Source organism: Salegentibacter mishustinae, from assembly GCF_002900095.1.
Classification (GTDB): Bacteria; Bacteroidota; Bacteroidia; order Flavobacteriales; family Flavobacteriaceae; genus Salegentibacter; species Salegentibacter mishustinae.
Genome location: NZ_LLKN01000003.1, coordinates 225197 through 242637, shown reverse-complemented (window position 1 = coordinate 242637; position 17441 = coordinate 225197). Strand labels below are relative to the sequence as shown.

Annotated in this window: 17 protein-coding genes; 6 read left to right on the top strand and 11 right to left on the bottom strand. The window is 34.3% G+C overall.

All coding sequences use genetic code 11. The annotated features are described in order from the left end of the window. Positions 1–330 precede the first annotated feature (330 nt). Entirely contained in the window at positions 331–1302 is a 972-nt protein-coding gene (locus APB85_RS16945; protein WP_057483261.1) for a S41 family peptidase, read from the top strand. 161 nt (positions 1303–1463) lie between these two features. Here the strand turns inward: APB85_RS16945 and APB85_RS16940 are convergent, their stop codons facing one another. Then, positions 1464–1829, bottom strand: a complete 366-nt coding sequence (locus APB85_RS16940) for a winged helix-turn-helix transcriptional regulator (RefSeq protein WP_057483262.1) — start codon at positions 1827–1829, stop codon at positions 1464–1466. Between the two features lie 121 nt (positions 1830–1950). On the opposite strand from APB85_RS16940, the gene APB85_RS16935 reads away from it, so the two are divergent. The 4 genes from APB85_RS16935 to APB85_RS16920 all read left to right on the top strand — a co-directional run bounded on the left by APB85_RS16935 (position 1951) and on the right by APB85_RS16920 (position 4998). After that, positions 1951–2820 carry an SDR family oxidoreductase gene (locus APB85_RS16935; RefSeq protein ID WP_057483263.1) on the top strand — a complete coding sequence of 290 codons (870 nt, stop codon included), beginning with the start codon at positions 1951–1953 and terminating at the stop codon, positions 2818–2820. A 58-nt stretch (positions 2821–2878) separates the two neighbouring features. Beyond that, positions 2879–3709: a 4,5-DOPA-extradiol-dioxygenase gene (gene ygiD / locus APB85_RS16930; protein WP_057483271.1), complete on the top strand. Its 831-nt coding sequence runs from the start codon at positions 2879–2881 to the stop codon at positions 3707–3709. A gap of 186 nt (positions 3710–3895) precedes the next feature. Next, positions 3896–4243, top strand: coding sequence for a cytochrome c oxidase assembly factor Coa1 family protein (locus APB85_RS16925; protein WP_083482241.1), 348 nt, complete (start codon positions 3896–3898; stop codon positions 4241–4243). A gap of 341 nt (positions 4244–4584) precedes the next feature. After that, complete coding sequence (locus APB85_RS16920; protein WP_057483266.1) at positions 4585–4998, top strand: hypothetical protein; 414 nt, start codon at positions 4585–4587, stop codon at positions 4996–4998. 319 nt (positions 4999–5317) lie between these two features. Here APB85_RS16920 and APB85_RS16915 read toward each other — a convergent pair whose 3' ends face one another. The 6 genes from APB85_RS16915 to gntA all read right to left on the bottom strand — a co-directional run bounded on the left by APB85_RS16915 (position 5318) and on the right by gntA (position 11578). Then, positions 5318–6373, bottom strand: coding sequence for an IS110 family RNA-guided transposase (locus APB85_RS16915; RefSeq protein WP_057483267.1), 1056 nt, complete (start codon positions 6371–6373; stop codon positions 5318–5320). A gap of 197 nt (positions 6374–6570) precedes the next feature. Next, on the bottom strand, positions 6571–7434 hold the full coding sequence (locus APB85_RS16910; protein WP_057483268.1) for a helix-turn-helix domain-containing protein: 864 nt from the start codon (positions 7432–7434) through the stop codon (positions 6571–6573). 76 nt (positions 7435–7510) lie between these two features. Beyond that, a complete protein-coding gene (locus APB85_RS17435; RefSeq protein ID WP_057483269.1) occupies positions 7511–8230 on the bottom strand; it encodes a putative quinol monooxygenase in 720 nt (239 codons plus the stop codon). Between the two features lie 900 nt (positions 8231–9130). Then, on the bottom strand, positions 9131–10024 hold the full coding sequence (locus APB85_RS16895) for a DMT family transporter (protein WP_057480668.1): 894 nt from the start codon (positions 10022–10024) through the stop codon (positions 9131–9133). Positions 10025–10393: 369 nt separating this feature from the next. Beyond that, positions 10394–10930: a hypothetical protein gene (locus APB85_RS16890; RefSeq protein WP_057480669.1), complete on the bottom strand. Its 537-nt coding sequence runs from the start codon at positions 10928–10930 to the stop codon at positions 10394–10396. Between the two features lie 9 nt (positions 10931–10939). Beyond that, positions 10940–11578: a guanitoxin biosynthesis heme-dependent pre-guanitoxin N-hydroxylase GntA gene (gene gntA, locus APB85_RS16885; RefSeq protein WP_229792213.1), complete on the bottom strand. Its 639-nt coding sequence runs from the start codon at positions 11576–11578 to the stop codon at positions 10940–10942. A gap of 215 nt (positions 11579–11793) precedes the next feature. On the opposite strand from gntA, the gene APB85_RS16880 reads away from it, so the two are divergent. Further along, complete coding sequence (locus tag APB85_RS16880; RefSeq protein WP_057480671.1) at positions 11794–12807, top strand: helix-turn-helix domain-containing protein; 1014 nt, start codon at positions 11794–11796, stop codon at positions 12805–12807. Between the two features lie 80 nt (positions 12808–12887). Here the strand turns inward: APB85_RS16880 and APB85_RS16875 are convergent, their stop codons facing one another. From APB85_RS16875 to APB85_RS16860, 4 genes are read right to left on the bottom strand one after another with little or no spacing between them, the layout of a single operon-like run. Then, positions 12888–13733 carry a glycosyltransferase family 2 protein gene (locus APB85_RS16875; protein ID WP_057480672.1) on the bottom strand — a complete coding sequence of 282 codons (846 nt, stop codon included), beginning with the start codon at positions 13731–13733 and terminating at the stop codon, positions 12888–12890. After that, positions 13705–14796 carry a glycosyltransferase family protein gene (locus APB85_RS16870; protein WP_057480673.1) on the bottom strand — a complete coding sequence of 364 codons (1092 nt, stop codon included), beginning with the start codon at positions 14794–14796 and terminating at the stop codon, positions 13705–13707. Before APB85_RS16870 ends, APB85_RS16875 begins: the two co-directional genes overlap by 29 nt. Beyond that, positions 14790–15863, bottom strand: coding sequence for a glycosyltransferase (locus APB85_RS16865; protein ID WP_057480674.1), 1074 nt, complete (start codon positions 15861–15863; stop codon positions 14790–14792). Before APB85_RS16865 ends, APB85_RS16870 begins: the two co-directional genes overlap by 7 nt. Before the next feature lie 3 nt (positions 15864–15866). Then, a complete protein-coding gene (locus APB85_RS16860; protein WP_057480675.1) occupies positions 15867–17375 on the bottom strand; it encodes a glycosyltransferase family 2 protein in 1509 nt (502 codons plus the stop codon). Between the last annotated feature and the right edge of the window lie 66 nt (positions 17376–17441).

Here is a 17441-nt window from a genome sequence, read left to right as displayed (position 1 = left end):
TTACAGGCCCTGTCAATGAGGGTACTACTTTTTTTTCATAACTTTAAATATTATAATTAGAGATACTTAAAGGTAGTGAATAGTGATTTAGCGATCTCTTGAAGCTACCTTTAGGTTTAGTTCAACAATATATAAAAACAATGCTAAAACCTGTCTCAATTCGAAACTTCGTGCTCACTTGCAACGCCTGTTTGTCCTGCGGACAATCAGGCTCGCTAGCTCGCACTGTTTTTATACGGGACGTTACCTGTAATCTACAATCCTAGAAGAGTAAAATGCGAACAGAAGCTAATACATTATTTTTTAAAAACTTAAATAACATTAATCAAAATGAATAGAATTATAATTTTATTTGCAATCATAATGAATTTTCAAAATGTTCATTCTCAAAATAATGAACTTTCAAGAGATGATAAGAAATCTATCAAAAAAATGATAAGGGAATTTGAGAAAAAGTCTATCTACAAAGATTCAATAGACTGGGAATCATTTGAAAAACAGGTTTGGAAAAGTGCTGAATTTTCAAAGGATTCTGCAGTCATCACGGCATTAACTTTAAATGGTGAAAAGCATTCAATGTATTATGATCAATCCTTAAAAAAATACTTATCCCCAGTTGGAAAGGATACTTATAACTATGAAGAAGTCCAGCCATTCGAAGCTGATGAAAATTTAGGGTATATAAATCTTGAATCTTTTATAAATTCCAGAACTAGTCTGGATGAAACTTTAAAAAAAGGCGCAGAATATATTAATGAGAATCTCCAAAATATAAAAAAAGAGGATTCTAAAAATTTAAAAGGTTGGGTAATTGATTTACGAAAAAATAATGGGGGAAATATGTGGCCAATGCTTATTTCACTTACACCTTTTTTGGAAAATAAAATTCTTGGACATTTCTTAATTGAGAATAAATGGCAGGTATGGAAGAAAGAAGAAAATCAAATATTTGACGGCTCCTCGAATAAAACAAAAAAGTTTATTGAGGAACCAATTGAGTATAAACTTAAGAATAAAAATTTAAAGGTTGCTGTTTTAATAAATAACAATACCGCTAGTTCAGGAGAAGCAACAGCTATTGCATTAATGAGCAATCCAAACATTAAATTTTTTGGTGACGAAACCGCAGGTTATACAACGTCCAATAATACTATTCATCTTAAAAACAACGACATATTAATAATGACTTCGGGAGTAATGGCAGATCATACAAAGAAAGAATACTGGAACGGTATTACTCCTGAGTTTGAAATTTCGCCTAAAGGTGATTTAAAAGGGAGAATTTTAGAATGGTTCAACTAGAAAAGACTACAGGTAACATTATATAAAAACAATGCTCTAATTCATTCCCATTTCAAAACTCCCTGTACGCTTGCTAGTGGAATTTCCTGCGGACAATCACGCACGCCAGTTCGCACAGTTTTTATACAGGACGTTACCTGCAATTTGCCGAAAAAACACTTTTAATCAGAATGTATGAGTGTAGATTTTCTATGAGAAACACCCCAATCAACCATTGCATCAAGGACTGTAAGAATATTTTTACCTGATTCGGTCATTTTGTATTCAATACGAACTGGCGTTGAATCATAAACGTTTCTTGTTATAACGCCATTTAGTTCTAATTCTTTTAACTCCTTAGACAACATTCTAGGTGTAATTTTATCGATATTGGTCTGTATGTCTTTGTACCTATAATTACCATAAAGGATTGAAGCAAGTATAGGCAACTTCCATTTACCACTTATCACGTTCAAAGTATCATTAATCGCCAATACGTATTGTACAGGGCATTTTTTTATCTCAGAAATAGTTTGCAAATCACTCATTATCAAAAATTTTAAACTTTAACTATACAAAAGTATAGCGATATTAATTAATAACTGACTATATTTTGTATAGCAAATGTAATACTTTTGTATCATTATTAACGATTAAAAATTTTAAAACATGATATTAGTAACAGGAGCAACAGGCGAATTTGGTAAACATGCCGTTCAGCAATTAAGAGAAAAAGGTGTAAGCACTTCTGATATTTCGGTACTTTCTAGAAGCGAGGAAAAGGCAATCAGCTATAAAGAAGATGGAATAACCGTAAAAACAGGAGATTACACCAACTATGACTCTTTAGTAAAAGCCTTTGAAGGCGTAGATAAACTGTTATTTGTTTCTAGCAGCGAGATAGAAAACCGTGAAGCACAACATGAAAATGTGGTTAGAGCAGCCAAATCAGCTGGAGTTAAACATATTGTTTACACATCATTCATGAGAAATCAGGAAAGAGATAATTCTGCTATTGCATTCTTACAAGATTCACATTTAAAAACCGAAAACTGGATAAAAGAAAGTGGTATAGCTTATACATTTTTACAGAACGCCACATATTTAGACATGCTACCTATGTTTATTGGAGAGCAAGTTTTGGAAACAGGCGTTATTATGCAACCTGCGGAAAATGGAAAGTCTAGCTTAGTATTAAGACAAGAATTGGCAGAAGCAGCAGCGGTAGTATTGACTTCTGAGGGGCACGAAAATAAGGCGTATCCATTAGTAAATAATCAAGCAATTTCATACTATGAGGTAGCAGAAACAATTGCCCAAATAAGTGGTAAAGATATTACCTATCAATCGCCTTCACCTGAAGAATATCAGGCTACACTAAAAACGTATGGTGTTCCAGATGAATACATTGGATTATTTACCGCGTTTTCGGTAGCACAAGCTAATGGCGAATTAGAAATGTCAGATAATTCATTAGAGAAGTTGTTAGGTAGAAAACCAACAACTTCTACAGAATTTTTGACCAAAATATACGTTTAACATGCAACGTAAAGAGTTTTTAAAGATAGCCGGACTAACAACATTAAGTATTCCTATGATGTCAGCATTAAATAAATTAGAAAACATAACAGATTCTTTTGATTCTTCTAAGCGAATGCCTGTCCTTTTTCTAGGGCATGGCTCGCCTATGAATGGAATCGAAGACAATGAATTTGTTAGAGCGTTTAAAAAACAAGGACAGCAATTGGAAAAGCCCAATGCTATTATTGTGGTTTCTGCCCATTGGGAAACAAATGGAACTTTTGTTACAGCCATGCAAAATCCAAGAACAATTCATGATTTTGGTGGATTCCCTAAAGAACTTTACGAAGTACAATACCCTGCGCCTGGACACCCAAAACTGGCTAAAGAAATATCAGAATTCATTAATCCAGCAGGAACCGTTCACTTAGATGATAAATGGGGATTAGACCATGGAGCTTGGACTGTAGTTAAGCATTTATTTCCAAAAGCAGATATACCTGTTATTCAACTTAGTTTGGATTATAAAATGACGCCACAGCAACACTACGAGTTGGCTCAACAACTGAAATCACTAAGAGAAAAAGGAGTGCTTATAGTTGGTAGCGGTAATATGGTTCATAATTTAAGAAAAGTTGATTTTAGCAAAATTAATGAAAACTTCGGCTATGATTGGGCAATAGAAGCTGATAGCAAAATGAAGAAATGGATTTTGGAGGGAAATCACCAAAATTTAATTGACTTTAAGAAGCAAGGCGAAGCTTTTAACCTTGCCATTCCAACGCCTGAGCATTATCTGCCTTTATTGTACACCTTAGGATTAAAAGACGAAAAGGACAATACCACAATCTTTAATGATAATCCTTTAGGTGGTTCTCTGACTATGACAAGTGTAAAATTTGGATAAAAAAAAGCAGGTAACAAGGTATAAAAGCAATAGCGGTTTGTGTTTGAACTCAAACCATTTTGCTTTTTAATTAGTATGTTGTAATCCAAAAGGTAAGTACTTTAACCCCGCTACTGCTCTTATACTAAACGTTGTGAGACATCTAAAAAACTGATTACAAATGAATTTCTTTAAACAAAACCAGTAGTGAGAATACCAAAATTTTTCAAGTATATCCTTTACGTCGTTTTAGGTATAGTAGTTTTTATTTTAGTAGTGACAATTGGAAATACTATTAAAATTTCCAATTCAGAAGAATATGAATTGGCAAAAAAACATCTGACAAACAGTCCCGAACTCATCGCAGAAATAGGAGAAATCCAGGAGTTTGGAAGATTTCCTTCTGGCGGTACCAGATCGGAAAATGGTTCAGAGTACGCTCAAATAGAAACGACAGTTGAAGGTACCAAGGCTAAGGCAAAAGTTATTCTTTTGATGAGTAAAAAACCTTTGGATAAGTGGACTTTTGATAAAATTCACATTGAACAGCAATGATTAAATTTTTATACACCATAGCGTCAGTCTTCTTTATTGTTGCCGTTGTTTCTTTGATAAGCTTTGTGAATAGCTTACTTCTTGAAGAAGAACTGATTTTTATGCCATTTTTCGGACACCTACTCGAAGTGCTTTTCTTCGGCTTTCTGACTCTGATTTGCCTTTTTCTGATTAGAAGAACGAAAAAGAAAAGACGTCTCACAACAACATATAAAAACAATGCTTAAATCAGTCTCAAATCCGAACATTGTGCTCGCTTGCTTAGCGGATTGTCCTGCGGACAATCACGCTCGCCAGCTCGCACTGTTTTTATACGAGACGTTGTGCGTCATTTGAAAAATATGAAAACAAACTTTGAAATCGAAGAAAATTATGCAGTCAAATTGAACGGAATTCATATCGACTTACATAACAACTTTATATTCAATGGAATAGCAGAATTTAATAATGATGTGCGGATTGAATTCATTAAATCGATCGGAGATTGGGTTCGGGAAAATGAATTTGAAAAGCTTACTTTCTTACATCAAAATGTAACTTTCATTAATTCAGCAGATGGAGATAATTCTGAATTTTCAGAAGACGAAAATATTTTGAATGGAATTTCATTTTTTCCTGATTCTATCCGTGAAATAAATGAAGGACTTATGGATCAAAGTAAGCCGAATGAGAATGATGACATTCTTTACCCTTTAGAAAATGGAAAAATGTTTCGAATTAATTGTGAACGGACTGAGTTGATTGCGGAAAAATAAAAAACGAACGCACAACATTATATCCTATGAAAAGCAATAACCTGCTCTCTCAAATTTAATATTTTAATTTTTCTTATTTCATTCCTATATATATTTTAACGCGTTTAATTCTGATTGTAGCTTTGCTTCAGTTAGAATTCAATGCAAAATAACCCGCTCCGCATCCTATATGTGGTCACTTCTAATGAGTGCCACCAGCATCATTATGATTGGTTAATTAAGTCTATCCACTAGCTAAAAAATGTGATCCTGAAATGGCCACCTATATTGTTTTGTGGTATAGACTTTTAATATTTTGAGCTTGGTCATGAGTTATAGATTATGATATCACTCCAATTTCATAAGGAGTTTTAGTTTTAATCACTGCTAAAGTTCGGCTCAGTAATTTGTGAGCCACTTTTACTATTATTTTTTTGACGTCTTTGCCCAGGTGCTGGCGATAATAAGCCTGCATTACAGGATCTGTTCTAATTGCCTGCCATGCAGCTTCCACAAAATATGATCGGATTAGTCTGTGACACCTGGGGTTCATCCCCATTGATTTTGAATTAACTCCACTTTGATATATGCTGGGAGCCAAACCAACATAACCTGCCAAATGTTTTAAGCTGCTAAATCGCCTTAGATCACCCAGTTCAGCGATGATTCCAACTGCTACAATTCCTCCAATACCAGGAATGCTCCTTAGTAGATAGAAATCCTGCTTAAAATGTTTACGGCAATAAGCTCTTAACTGGCTCGATACATCTCGAAGTTCCTTATCAATAAAACGAAAATTACGCATCTTACTGGCCATACATTCCCTTGCAGTACCAAAAATAAACTTTTGGCTATCTACCCAATGACGAAAATCGTGGCTCCAGTGATCATTATCAAACTCAGGAGGAACTTTGACTCCATAATAGAGCAACTGCATTTTAATTACAGATTTGACACGTCTGAAGTCTTTAACCAGTTCATTACGGCGCCGGAAAAGGCTACGGAGTTCTTCCCGTTCTATATCGGGAACTATGATACTCTCAAGACGACCGTCTTTGAGTTCTCTGCTAATGAGCTGGGCATCGATTCTATCGGTTTTGGTGTATCGTTCTTTTCCCTTTCGTTGAATATCGGCCGGATTTACCACCAGGGATCTCCAGCCAAAATTTACAAAACTACGATGAGCAGCATAACCACAACAACCCGCTTCATAGGCAGTGGAGACTTCGTGGTCCGGAAAATGTTTTTGAACATATTCCCGTAACTTCTCAGGCTCCGGTGGCATAGTAAAAGATTTACCGGCAAAAAGATCGGTGCTGCAGTGTATTTTCCAGCTCCTCTTGTGGATGTCAATTCCTATGAATAACTTTGGTAAGGCAGTAACTCGGGATTCCATATCTTTAGTTTTTATGGTGAATATTAAAGATACTCGATTACTGCTTTTTCATTGATGCTAAAAACAATGCTCAAGCCTGTCTCGAATCGAAAGTCCGTGCTCGCATGCAACGCCTGATTGTCCTTCGGACAATCAAGCTCGCCAGCTCGCACAGTTTTTATACGGGACATTATGTGCAACTTAAGACATACTGACAATCATAATTTTTCTAGTTTAGCAAAACCTACTGTCTTTCTATAATTATCGGGAGAAACACCTACTTTCTTCTTGAAAAACCTACTAAAATAAAATTCATCGTCATACCCAAGATTAGCTGCGATTTGTTTCAAAGGTTTTGAGGTTAAATATAGTTCGCGTTTAGCCTCTATAATAATTCTATTAGAAATTAACGAACTAGGTGTTTGCTGTAAATATTTTTTCACAATTCCAGCCAATGTTTTAGTGCTAACACATAAAACATCTGCATAATCTTTCGGAGAGTGTAACTCAGAATAATTCTTCTCAATAGAATCTACTAAATTTTGCAATATTTCAGATTGATCATCAGAAAATTTTGGCACTATATCTTTATTGGATTGTTTTTTTTGTCTCACAGCTTCTATTAAAATCACCTTTAAAAAAGCCACAAGAACCTCATGCTGAGCAATAGAATCTCTATCCATCTCTTTTGAAATTTGATCTATAAGGTTAAAAAACAACGCTTTTTCAGAAATTTTAAAATGTGGTAATCCATGAAAGTTGTTAAAAAGAATGCCCTCTGTTTCAATTTCATTTTGATGTCGATATGTACAAAAAAAGTCAGGGTGAAAATTTAATAACCAGCCTGAACAAGACTCTTCAGAAGAAATCATAAATGGTTGATAAGGTGACAAGCAAATCATTTGGTTGCCTTGTAATTCATAATTAGAAACATCTACATTTAACTTGTAGTTGTTTCCTTTTAGTAAAATAATAGAATAATAATTTTTTCGCTGTAAATGGTCAAATTGATTAAGATTTTCAAACCTTTCTAGTCTAAATGCCAGTTCACCATTTTGCTTATCAATAATAATTTGAACCATAAGAGTCTATTTCTTCTTTAATGTTACGTATTAAAAAGAAAGGAGTGGTTGTTAAACTCCTTTCTAAAGATAACAATTATTTCGAAGCTATGATGTCTATTTTTTGAATTGCTGATGCTTCAAAACCATCTAAAAGAACAGGCGCATTTTCCATAAGTGCTGCTGCAACTTTCCCTGTTAAATGTGTATCTCTACCAGAATCATCTGCAAAAGTATCAAAGATTGCATATGTAGTAGCATCTATTTTTATAGCATACCAAGATAAAGTTTTTGGCTCGTCACCAACTAATTGTTTGCCGACATTAAGGAAGTTTTCAACATCTGTTGTCCTTGCTTCTTTAGATTTCATAATAACAAGCAAACCCTTGTTTTGCAATCCGGATTTATGATTAGATGCTAATACATCTACTGCTTGAATATCTGTGCTAGGATCAAAGTTCTCTAATAAATCACCTGCATTTGCTAATAATGCCTTCGCAACTTCGCCTGTTAAATGTGCTTGTCTTCCTTCTTCTACTTCAAAAGTATCATAAATACCAAAAGTATTATTATCTATTTGAAAGGCAAACCAAGATACTGTTTGAGGTTCTTGATTTACTAATGCTAATCCACCAAGTAAGAAGTTTTTGACGTCTTGTTCTTTTCCTGTTTTTGCTTTCATAATTACTAATAATCCGATAGTTTCTTTTTTTGTACTGTTCATAATGTTTGTGTTTTTAGATTTTGAAAATGTTTGAATTGTAAATCCTAGTAGAAAAACTAGGAATGCTAATTTTAATGGAACTTTAGTTTTCATCGTTTCTTGTTTATTTGTTACAGTGTAAATTTGAGACGAAACAAAAGACTATGGAATGGATGTTTATTACTAACGCATGGACAATTTTCAAAAAAAGCAATACTATTGAATCCAGTATGCACATAACAACGTATATAAAAAATACGCCAGCTTTCGTTATATTTGAGTTCTCGCCACTTTATAACAAAACGTTGCAACTGAAAACTACGTCTGCTAAAAAAGGCGTACTTTTCATATACAAAACTGTTGTGTGCAATTGAAAACAAATGAAACTAAAAATCATCCTCATTCTGAATTCAGGATTTTCTTTAAGGAGATTCCGTGATTGTAGTTTATGGGAATAACTTAATAATGGAATCTTACAAATATGAATTTCTTGAGACAGAAAATAATGGTTGTAGTGAGGATGGAATATTATAAACGATGGCGATCCGCGTTGGGACACGATAGGGTAGGAGGCCTTTATAAAAGAATGTACACATTTATACCTGAAACTTTTTAAAGGCTAACCTCAATGAGAGTGGATAGATATAAATCAAATTGACAGTAGATTTAAAAGCATCTTAGAGTTAAAGTTTGGTTAAAGGTGTCAAATTCGGTTACACTTAAAATGGACCCCTTCTGAATCGCCAGTATTGACGAGATATTCGCATTTTCGGATAGTTCCTCTTCCTCCGCTACTTAAAAATGCATAATAGCTTCAGAAGCCCTAAAGTCATACATTTTAGGGCTTTTTTGTTTTCAGAATATTAAAAACTATCAAACTCAGATACTTCAAAATTCTGAATCAATCGAATAAAACATTAGGACTCACCTTTCAGGTTTTATGATTTAAAATGGATTAGATAATTTATCAATGGCTGTAAAAATCTTTTCTTGATTTAGATTGGAGATAGATTTTTAATATCTCTTATCCTTCTTTAACTGAGTTAAAAACACGCCAATAAAAACAATTCCCATACCTACAATATCCATAAGCTTAACTTTATCCCCAAAAGCTATCCAGGCCATCAACATTGTTATGGGTGGTCCTAAATAAAATAAACTGGCTACTTTAGTGGTATCAAGTCGTTCAATTAATTGCCACATTAAAATATAGGCACCTAAGGAGACGGCTAGAATCAACCAAAGCAGGGTGTAGTTAAATTCCGGTACCCAATCGGTTTTTAGATCTTCTACTAAAATAGCGGGCAAAGCTAAGGCTAGTGCAGTAGCTATACTTTGATAAAATATTGTTTGATCTAGGGGTAGTTTTTCTTTCTCCCTATTTATCTCCATTTTTCGTTGAATTAAGGTAGCGATGGTGATTGCTATTACAGAGCCTAAGGGAATAAAATATCCGAATATAGAACTTGAGTCTTCAAAATCTATTCTATAACCAACTGATAGCGCAACTCCAATAAATCCTAATATAAGTCCGAACCACTGATATAGATTAGTGGTCTCTCCAGTAACAAAGTATGCGGAAGCTCCCGTGGTTAGAGGCTGTAGTGCTACTATAAGAGCTACAATTCCTGCAGGAACATTATTATCTAGAGCAAATAAAACACAGGTAAGCCATACCCCGTGCGCTAAAAAACCAATAAACATGTTTAAAAAGGCTACTTTGAAACCATACCATTTAAATTTATTTCTAAAAAATAAATACAATGCCATTAGCAAACTTAAACCTAGATATCTCCAAAAAACCAGGGTAAATGGTCCTGTATGCGGAAGACCATATTCTGCACCTATAAAACCTGAATTCCATAGAAGAATAAAACTTATAATTATTAAAATTGTAGTTTGTCTCATTTAACTAGATTTTGGTATTTGAGATTCAAATGATACCTGAGAATTGCTCAAGTATAAATTGTGTTAGATATTTTCTGATTCTCGTGCACTTTAACAGGCTAATGCTTTTATATTTCAGCCAGTTGGAGAGAACGATTTAAATTAGATTTTGAGTCAGCGAATGCACTCCTGTAGCCCGGGAAAAGGTATAAATTTTAGTGTTAGAGGTATCTTAAACCGGGCGTAGGATGTAAAATTTTCGCCGATTAGATTTAAATTTATAATTTAAAAGGTGTATTAATACCACCGAGCGATTAGCTAAGGCTGCTTACTTTAGATAAATTCCATAAGGTTTGAAATAGAAATATAGATTTTTGGATTCTATTTATACTATGAAGCTCTTTTCTCTTTCTCCTTGGTTATTAAGCGATGATCATTTTTAAGTCCCACAATGTGTATAATATTTGTTACTGTTGAATACAACATTAAAACCACGGTAATCATTATTCCACTTAAAATAGAAGACAAAATTAAACTAAACCAATATACATTCGAATACCAGGTAATAGGAACATTATCAGCCTTAGTTATGGGGATATTAAACAGTTGAAACATAATAAGCGATCCAATTAAAAGGATAGTATCTAATTTAGCAATATCCAGAACCTGGTAGTAATGTTCGCTTTTAAGTCTGGAATCTGTACCGGTACTTATTCCTAGCAAGGTTAATAAAAGGGTAAGAATTGTAGCCGAGGCCAAAATTATGGTATTGCAAAGCATATTAAGCCCTTGATGAGAAGAGTTTATAAGTTGCTTTGCTTCATATCCTGATAATTGTCCCAGAAGAAAAACACCTAAACCCGTAAAAAGGGTTGCTACTATTCCACCATAAATTGCTTTTTTATTTTCTATGAAGAAATTTTTCATAATATATTATTATTTACTAAATGGACATTTCCATTCTTTACTTGTAGCCCTACCACTATATTGTCGAGCTTCGCTTAGGACACCAAAATCATCCAAACTGGGATTTATAAATCCCTGAAGTTCTACATCTCTTTTTCTAATTTTATTTCGAACTTTATGATACACACCCATCTTGCGCAAAAGTTCAAACTGAAAATGTAAATTGAAAACAATACAGGTATGCGGACTTCTTCTGGCTATTCTTGAACTTCCCGGGTGCATCCCAACAATATAGAATGCTTTCTCGCCCAGGCTAAAACTAAAATTTTCATTTTCGGGATTGCTACTAACCGTTTTATCCCACGAATACTTATCGTGTTGAGAAAGCTCAGTTAATTGATTCCATAAAAGCTGCTCGAACTCTTTTTCATCTTCAATTTTAGAATCTTTAAAGACTGCGATAAAGCTTTGAAACGAATTAGAGTCAAAATCGTACTTATCAATATATTCATACAAGTCTTTTAAAATTTGTTCAGTATTCGCTGAATCAGCCAATTTTGAGTAATCTTTTAAGACAATTGCTTCCTGTTCAAAAACAGTTTGCGCCATCATACAAGGATGGTTTTTATCGAGTATCCATTCTTTGAAATCTTCTTCTATACGATTCATAATTAATTTTTTAAACGAATCAACTTTAAATCGAAATTCAATTTTAAAGATCATTCAGCGTGAACTCAAAGTTCAGAGATTTAAAAGCTAAGGATGTGTGGATTATTATAGATTATGAATGGTTTTAATAGCCTTAAGAAATGTTTAACTCGAATTGCTAAAAAATTAACTACCTCTCTTAATAAATTAGGTCTTATAATAAATATGATATTATAATGAAGACAGTCACTATCGAAGGAATTACGGCTAAAGAAGTTCTTGGTTCTTTAGCAGCCAGTTTTGATGTAAATAAAGAGGAAAATTATGGTGAGTATTCGCTTCCAATCAATAAGCCAAAAGGAGAGGGCATGATTTCGGGAATTAATTTCCCCAATGGAATAGGCCTGTTTAGGTTTAATTTGAAATTAAATGAAGACTACTGTATAGATTTTTGTTCCAAAATAGTTCATCCGTTCAAGTTTATTTATGTCATAGAGGGCTCAATTCAGCATCAATTTACCAATCAGGAAGAAAAGCAGGTGTTGGAGGAAGGACAATCTGTGATTTTAGGTGCAAATTATCAAAGTGGTAACCGTATTATTTTCTCTGAAAATAGGGCAACACGATTGATTATTCTAGATGTAGATCGTAAAAAGTTCGCTGAACAACTAACTTTCCCATTAGAGGAAATGGATGAAATCTATCATAACATTTTTGGGGATACCAATGCTATAAGAACAATTTACCACCAGGGTCAATATAGTTTAAAGATGGCCTATTTAGTTAAAGAACTGGACTCTTTTGAATCTGAAGGGATGGAGCGGACTAGTTTTCACGGTGCCAAAGCACTTGAACTTTTAACTTATATGCTGATGCTATACAGGGATGATCGTGAAGAAGAAAGTCAACGAAAAATACTTAGGCAGAGTGACTTAAAAAAGATAAAAAATATAGTGAACCACATAGATCAAAAGATTAATGAGATAGAAAATATTAGTATACTGGCAAGGGAAGAAGGAATCAGTGAAACTAAATTAAGAGAAGGGTTTCGTATTTTGTTTAATGATACCATCTACGGATATATTCAGCAAAGAAGACTCGAATATGCCATGCATTTGCTTTTAAAATCAGATAATACCATCGCCGAAATAGTATATGCTATAGGTCTTAATAGCAGAAGTCATTTTTCAAAAATCTTTAAAGAAAGATATGGCAAATCTCCTAATGCATTTCGCTTGAATAAAAAATAGCAGTCGGGAAAATTTTATCATTAAAGAAGTATATAGTGTGTGATGAAAAATTATGTTAATGCTGTAGTAATGAAACTTATTTACATATATGGAGCATCAGGTTTGTAGGCAGCATTTAATTCAGATTTATTAGGATCTCTAATTTTTTCCAGTGTATTATTATTTTTATTCCATCTTATATATTCATCTTGTGCAAAAGCTTCCAGCCAGTTTTCCATGATCCATTTTCCCCATTTCGTTTTAAAATATTTTACATTTTGAATTATTGCGTTTAAATGGTTTAGTGGTGGTGAGTAAACAGGATGTTGTTGATGAAACACAAGGTGTTCAGTTAAATAAAAAGGAATATCATGTTTTTCCAGCTTCCACGCAAAATCGGTGTCTTCACCTCCGTAGCCATTAAAATTTGTATCAAAACCCTCTATTTTCAGGAAATCACTTTTTCTTATTCCAAAACATAAAGACCAGAATAGATTGTAATCGTTACAAAGACTAAGTTCTTTTACATTGGGCCTAATGGGATGCGGCTTGCTACGGTTTTCTAAATCCTCGTTTTTAATATCCATATGTGCTTCCAGATAGTATGGATTTCCCATTATACAACCAGCGTTTTCTTGAAGATCGGTAAACATTTTTTCTATAAATGTTCTCGATGGAATACAGTCAACATCCAGGAAAATTAAGAATTCATTTTCTGCATATTCAGCTCCTAGATTTCGGGCTTTTGCTATAGGAAGATGTTTACCCTCCCAATTTATGTTTATAAATTTTATAGGTAAAGTCGGAAATTCTTCAGTATTAAATTTATCGTTTATTCCAACAATTATTATTTCATCGGGAATAGAAGATCCTTTGGAAATACCGGTTAATTGATTTTTTAAATGTTGTTGGCGTCCACTAAATATGGTAATTAGGCTTAATTTCATCCTGGTAGAGTTGCGTTTGAATTTCAGCTAGATTTTTTCTTAATTTCTCTGGGTTGTACTGATACTTTTCTATCCAGTACCTGAAAAGTTCAGGAGCCGATTGATTTATAAATCTCTGGTTTTTCACCGGTTTATTTTGAATAGTTTTGTCATCGTGCTTTTCTATAAAGTCTAGATCCAGAGCGAGTTTGTTCCTTAAAAGATAAGCGTGCATGTATTCCTGCTCATTAAATGGTCTGGGCTCAGGAATACTTAAAAATGGTTTCTCAGTCTCTATAATTTCAGAAGTTAGATTTAATCCGCAATTTGCGACTATGAGATCTGCCTCGTATAAAGTCTTTAAAAAATTTGTGGCAGATTTTCTGAAACTTAAATTTTCTGTATGGGCTGGATTTTCCTTAGCACCATAAATGTTTATTTCACTATAATGAAAGCGCTTCTGGAGGCGTGGTATAGCTTTTAAAAGTTCTTTATTCCCACCTTTTCCGCTAAGCACCACCACATTTTTTATATAGTTGTTCTTATTAGTGGATTTAACCTGGTTGATTTTTGAAAAGCGATTGAAAAATCCCAGGTAAATAGTTTTTTCTTTTACCCAAGCAGGAGTATTAGAGGACTCAAATGCTTCGGGAAAATAGGCTAGAAGAAATACTGCTCCCTGGAAGGCCTGCAAATGGCCGGGATCGTTTCTTTCTCCGGGAAGGCGCACATATGAATAAGGAATACTGGCTGAACGTGCAAGGGCAGCAATTTCGGCGCTAACATCTATGATCATTAATTTTACCTCTTCCCGAATAATGCGATTTAGGATTTGCGCACTTCTATGCTGAATAGTTTTTTGGCCAACAGGAGAATAATGTAAATAGGCCGGCGGCGGAATAAATTTTTGGTCAGTGCCAGTGCCATCGGGATCTTCGCTTGCTAATTTATCAATTTTTACATTTGGGTTAAATTGAAAATTAGCACTGGTAAAAATTACACTTTCGTAATCAAAAGCTTTAGAAAAGATTTGGGCGTAATTACAATGGCCGCTGCCGTGGTGATGGGCATAATAACTTAACATACTTCTTGAAGATTTAAACTGTTTTTTGGCTTCAACATCCGGGTATATAAATCTAAATAGCCATTTACCATTTTTTCTACCGAGCAAAATTCTATTGCTCTCACTCTGCAATCTCTTCGGTCTAATTTTTCTATTTCTATAAGGGCATTTTGAAATTCAACCATATTAAAAGGCGCCACCACCCGGCCGGTTTTATTGGTTAGGATTTCGGGAGCGGCACCTTTATTCCAGGATACTACTGGAGTTCCTGAAGCTAATGATTCTGCAATGGTTAATCCGTAGGGTTCATCCCAGGTACTGGTAAAAAGCAAAGCACGAGCGTTCTTTAGCCAGTGATTTACTTCAACCTGATTTAAATGTCCCAGGTAAACTACATTTTCGTTATTAATTAAGGGAGCAACTTCTTTGATATAATACTCCATATTGCTTTTAGGACCGGCGAGATAGATTTTCTTACCTAGTTTGGTTGCTGCTTCTATTGCGGTATGCGTACCTTTTTCGGGGCAGATTCTTCCATACCAGAAATAATAATCTGAAGGATTATTCGCAAACTCCCATTTATCAATATCTATCCCATTATACACAACATCGCATTTTCCGAATTCGGCATAAAGCTTACTTAAGCTTTTACTTACTGCAGAAAAATATTGCTGAGGTGATCTTAGTGCATTTAATGCGTAAGAAATTTCGGGGAACACAGGAGTATGAAAACTTGTTAGAAAGGGGATATCCAGACTATTTCCTAAAATTATAGGTAAATAGTGCAGGGAATTATTATGCACAAGATCGTAATTACCTTCCTTAATTTTTAGAAAGGCGAGGGAATAATAACTAGCTACGTTCATATTAAAAGCCTCGGTTCCTAATTCAGCCGGATCCCAGTTATAATTAGGATCGTTTAAAGCAACTGGCGCTAAATTTATTGCGGAAGATCCTAAAGCAAATAAATCTACCTGATGGCCTTCTTTTCTAAGTGCCTTTACTATCAAAGCGGTTATCATTTCCAGACCTCCCTCATAAGGTTCTTTAATAGGATGATTTGCGTGGGCTAAGATTGCAATTTTCATAATTTAACTTCTTTTAAAATTGGGGATAGCAGTATTTCTACTGTTAAGTTGCTGTTTTAGAATAATTTGTCCCGAAAAAATAAAAATAGCTGGAAGTAAAAATAAACCGGCCAGGATTACATTTTCCATTAAAGCCAACATAGCACTAACTGTAAATAGCCCCAGGCCCAGTATTGAGCATTCTAAGTTTTGATTGGTGTTGATGATAAATTTACTGGTTCTCTCAAAAGGCTTTGACTTACCTTGCAAGACTCCTATCCAGCAGAAGGTATTTAAGCCGGTAAACACTAAATTGATAAGCCAGGTCTTTAAATGAAGTTTAGGCTTAAAGTTCGTAGATATTCCAAAGAGAATAAACTTAAAGCTTATAAAGACCCAGAGACTACTTGCGGTAATGGTTAAGGCCCGGTGAAAATAGATAGAAGGAATTAATGGAAATAGCATTATTGAAAGTAGAGCTGAAAGTAAACTGAAATTCAAAAAGTTAACCCAGGAAGTGAGTTGAACCATTAATGATAATTTGCGCCTTAAGCTAATTTCTGAAGAGTTAAAGAGTTTGCCGATACATTGCATATTCCCATACACCCAACGTTCGCGTTGTATCTTTAAATCTTTTATACTAAAGGGTAGCAAGCCTTTTCCTATCGTTTTTTCGCAGAAGACAGACTTCAGCTGTTTTTCCTGGAATTTTAGGCCCATTTCAGCATCTTCAGTTATACTGTTGCATTTCCAACCACCTACTTTCTCAAGTGCCTTTTGTTTATAAAGGGATAAAGTACCCGTTGCCAGTACAGAGTTATTGTAATTTCCGCCTTTAGCAAAAACTCTGAAATAATGGGCATACTCTTCTATTAATGCACTGTTTTTTCCATTACTGTAATAATCCTGCGGGAACTGTACGAGATCGGCATTTTGATTTTCGGCAATTTCAACAGCCGTTTTTAAACAATTAGCGCTTACACGATAATCGGCATCAACAATAAATATATACTTAGAATCGGGATTGGTAAGTTCCATACAAACATCCAGCGCGCCGGCTTTGTATCCCTGTAAATTGTCAATATGATAAAAGAAAACATTCTTTTTATCTGAGCAGAAATCTCTAACCGGCAACCAGGTTTCCTGGTTCGGAGTATTATTATCTAAAACTATAATCTCGAAATTTGGATAATCAATATTTAGGCAGGATTGAATGGTGGCTATTAGAATATCAGAAGGTTCATTATATGCGGGAATATGTATTGAAATTTTAGGGCTTTTATTACCTGGTTTATTCTTCTCATATAATTGGTTCGCTTCTGGACTGGCAATGGAACTGCTACTTTTCTTTGTAGTTTTTTCTTTTTTCAGTGCCCACCACAGTTGAAGCGACCCGTGTAAACTTATAACGAATAGGTTAAATATTAAAAAGCCCAGTAAAATTTTAGGAGCTAAAATTAATAGCGCACTTATTAAAATAACTGAAACTATTAACAGGTTATTACTTTTAAAAATAGGTATTAGTCGAGACATTTTTTGAATTTAGCGAGGATAAAATTGAGGTATATCATGTGCCCCAAAGTGCTGTATTGAAAAATG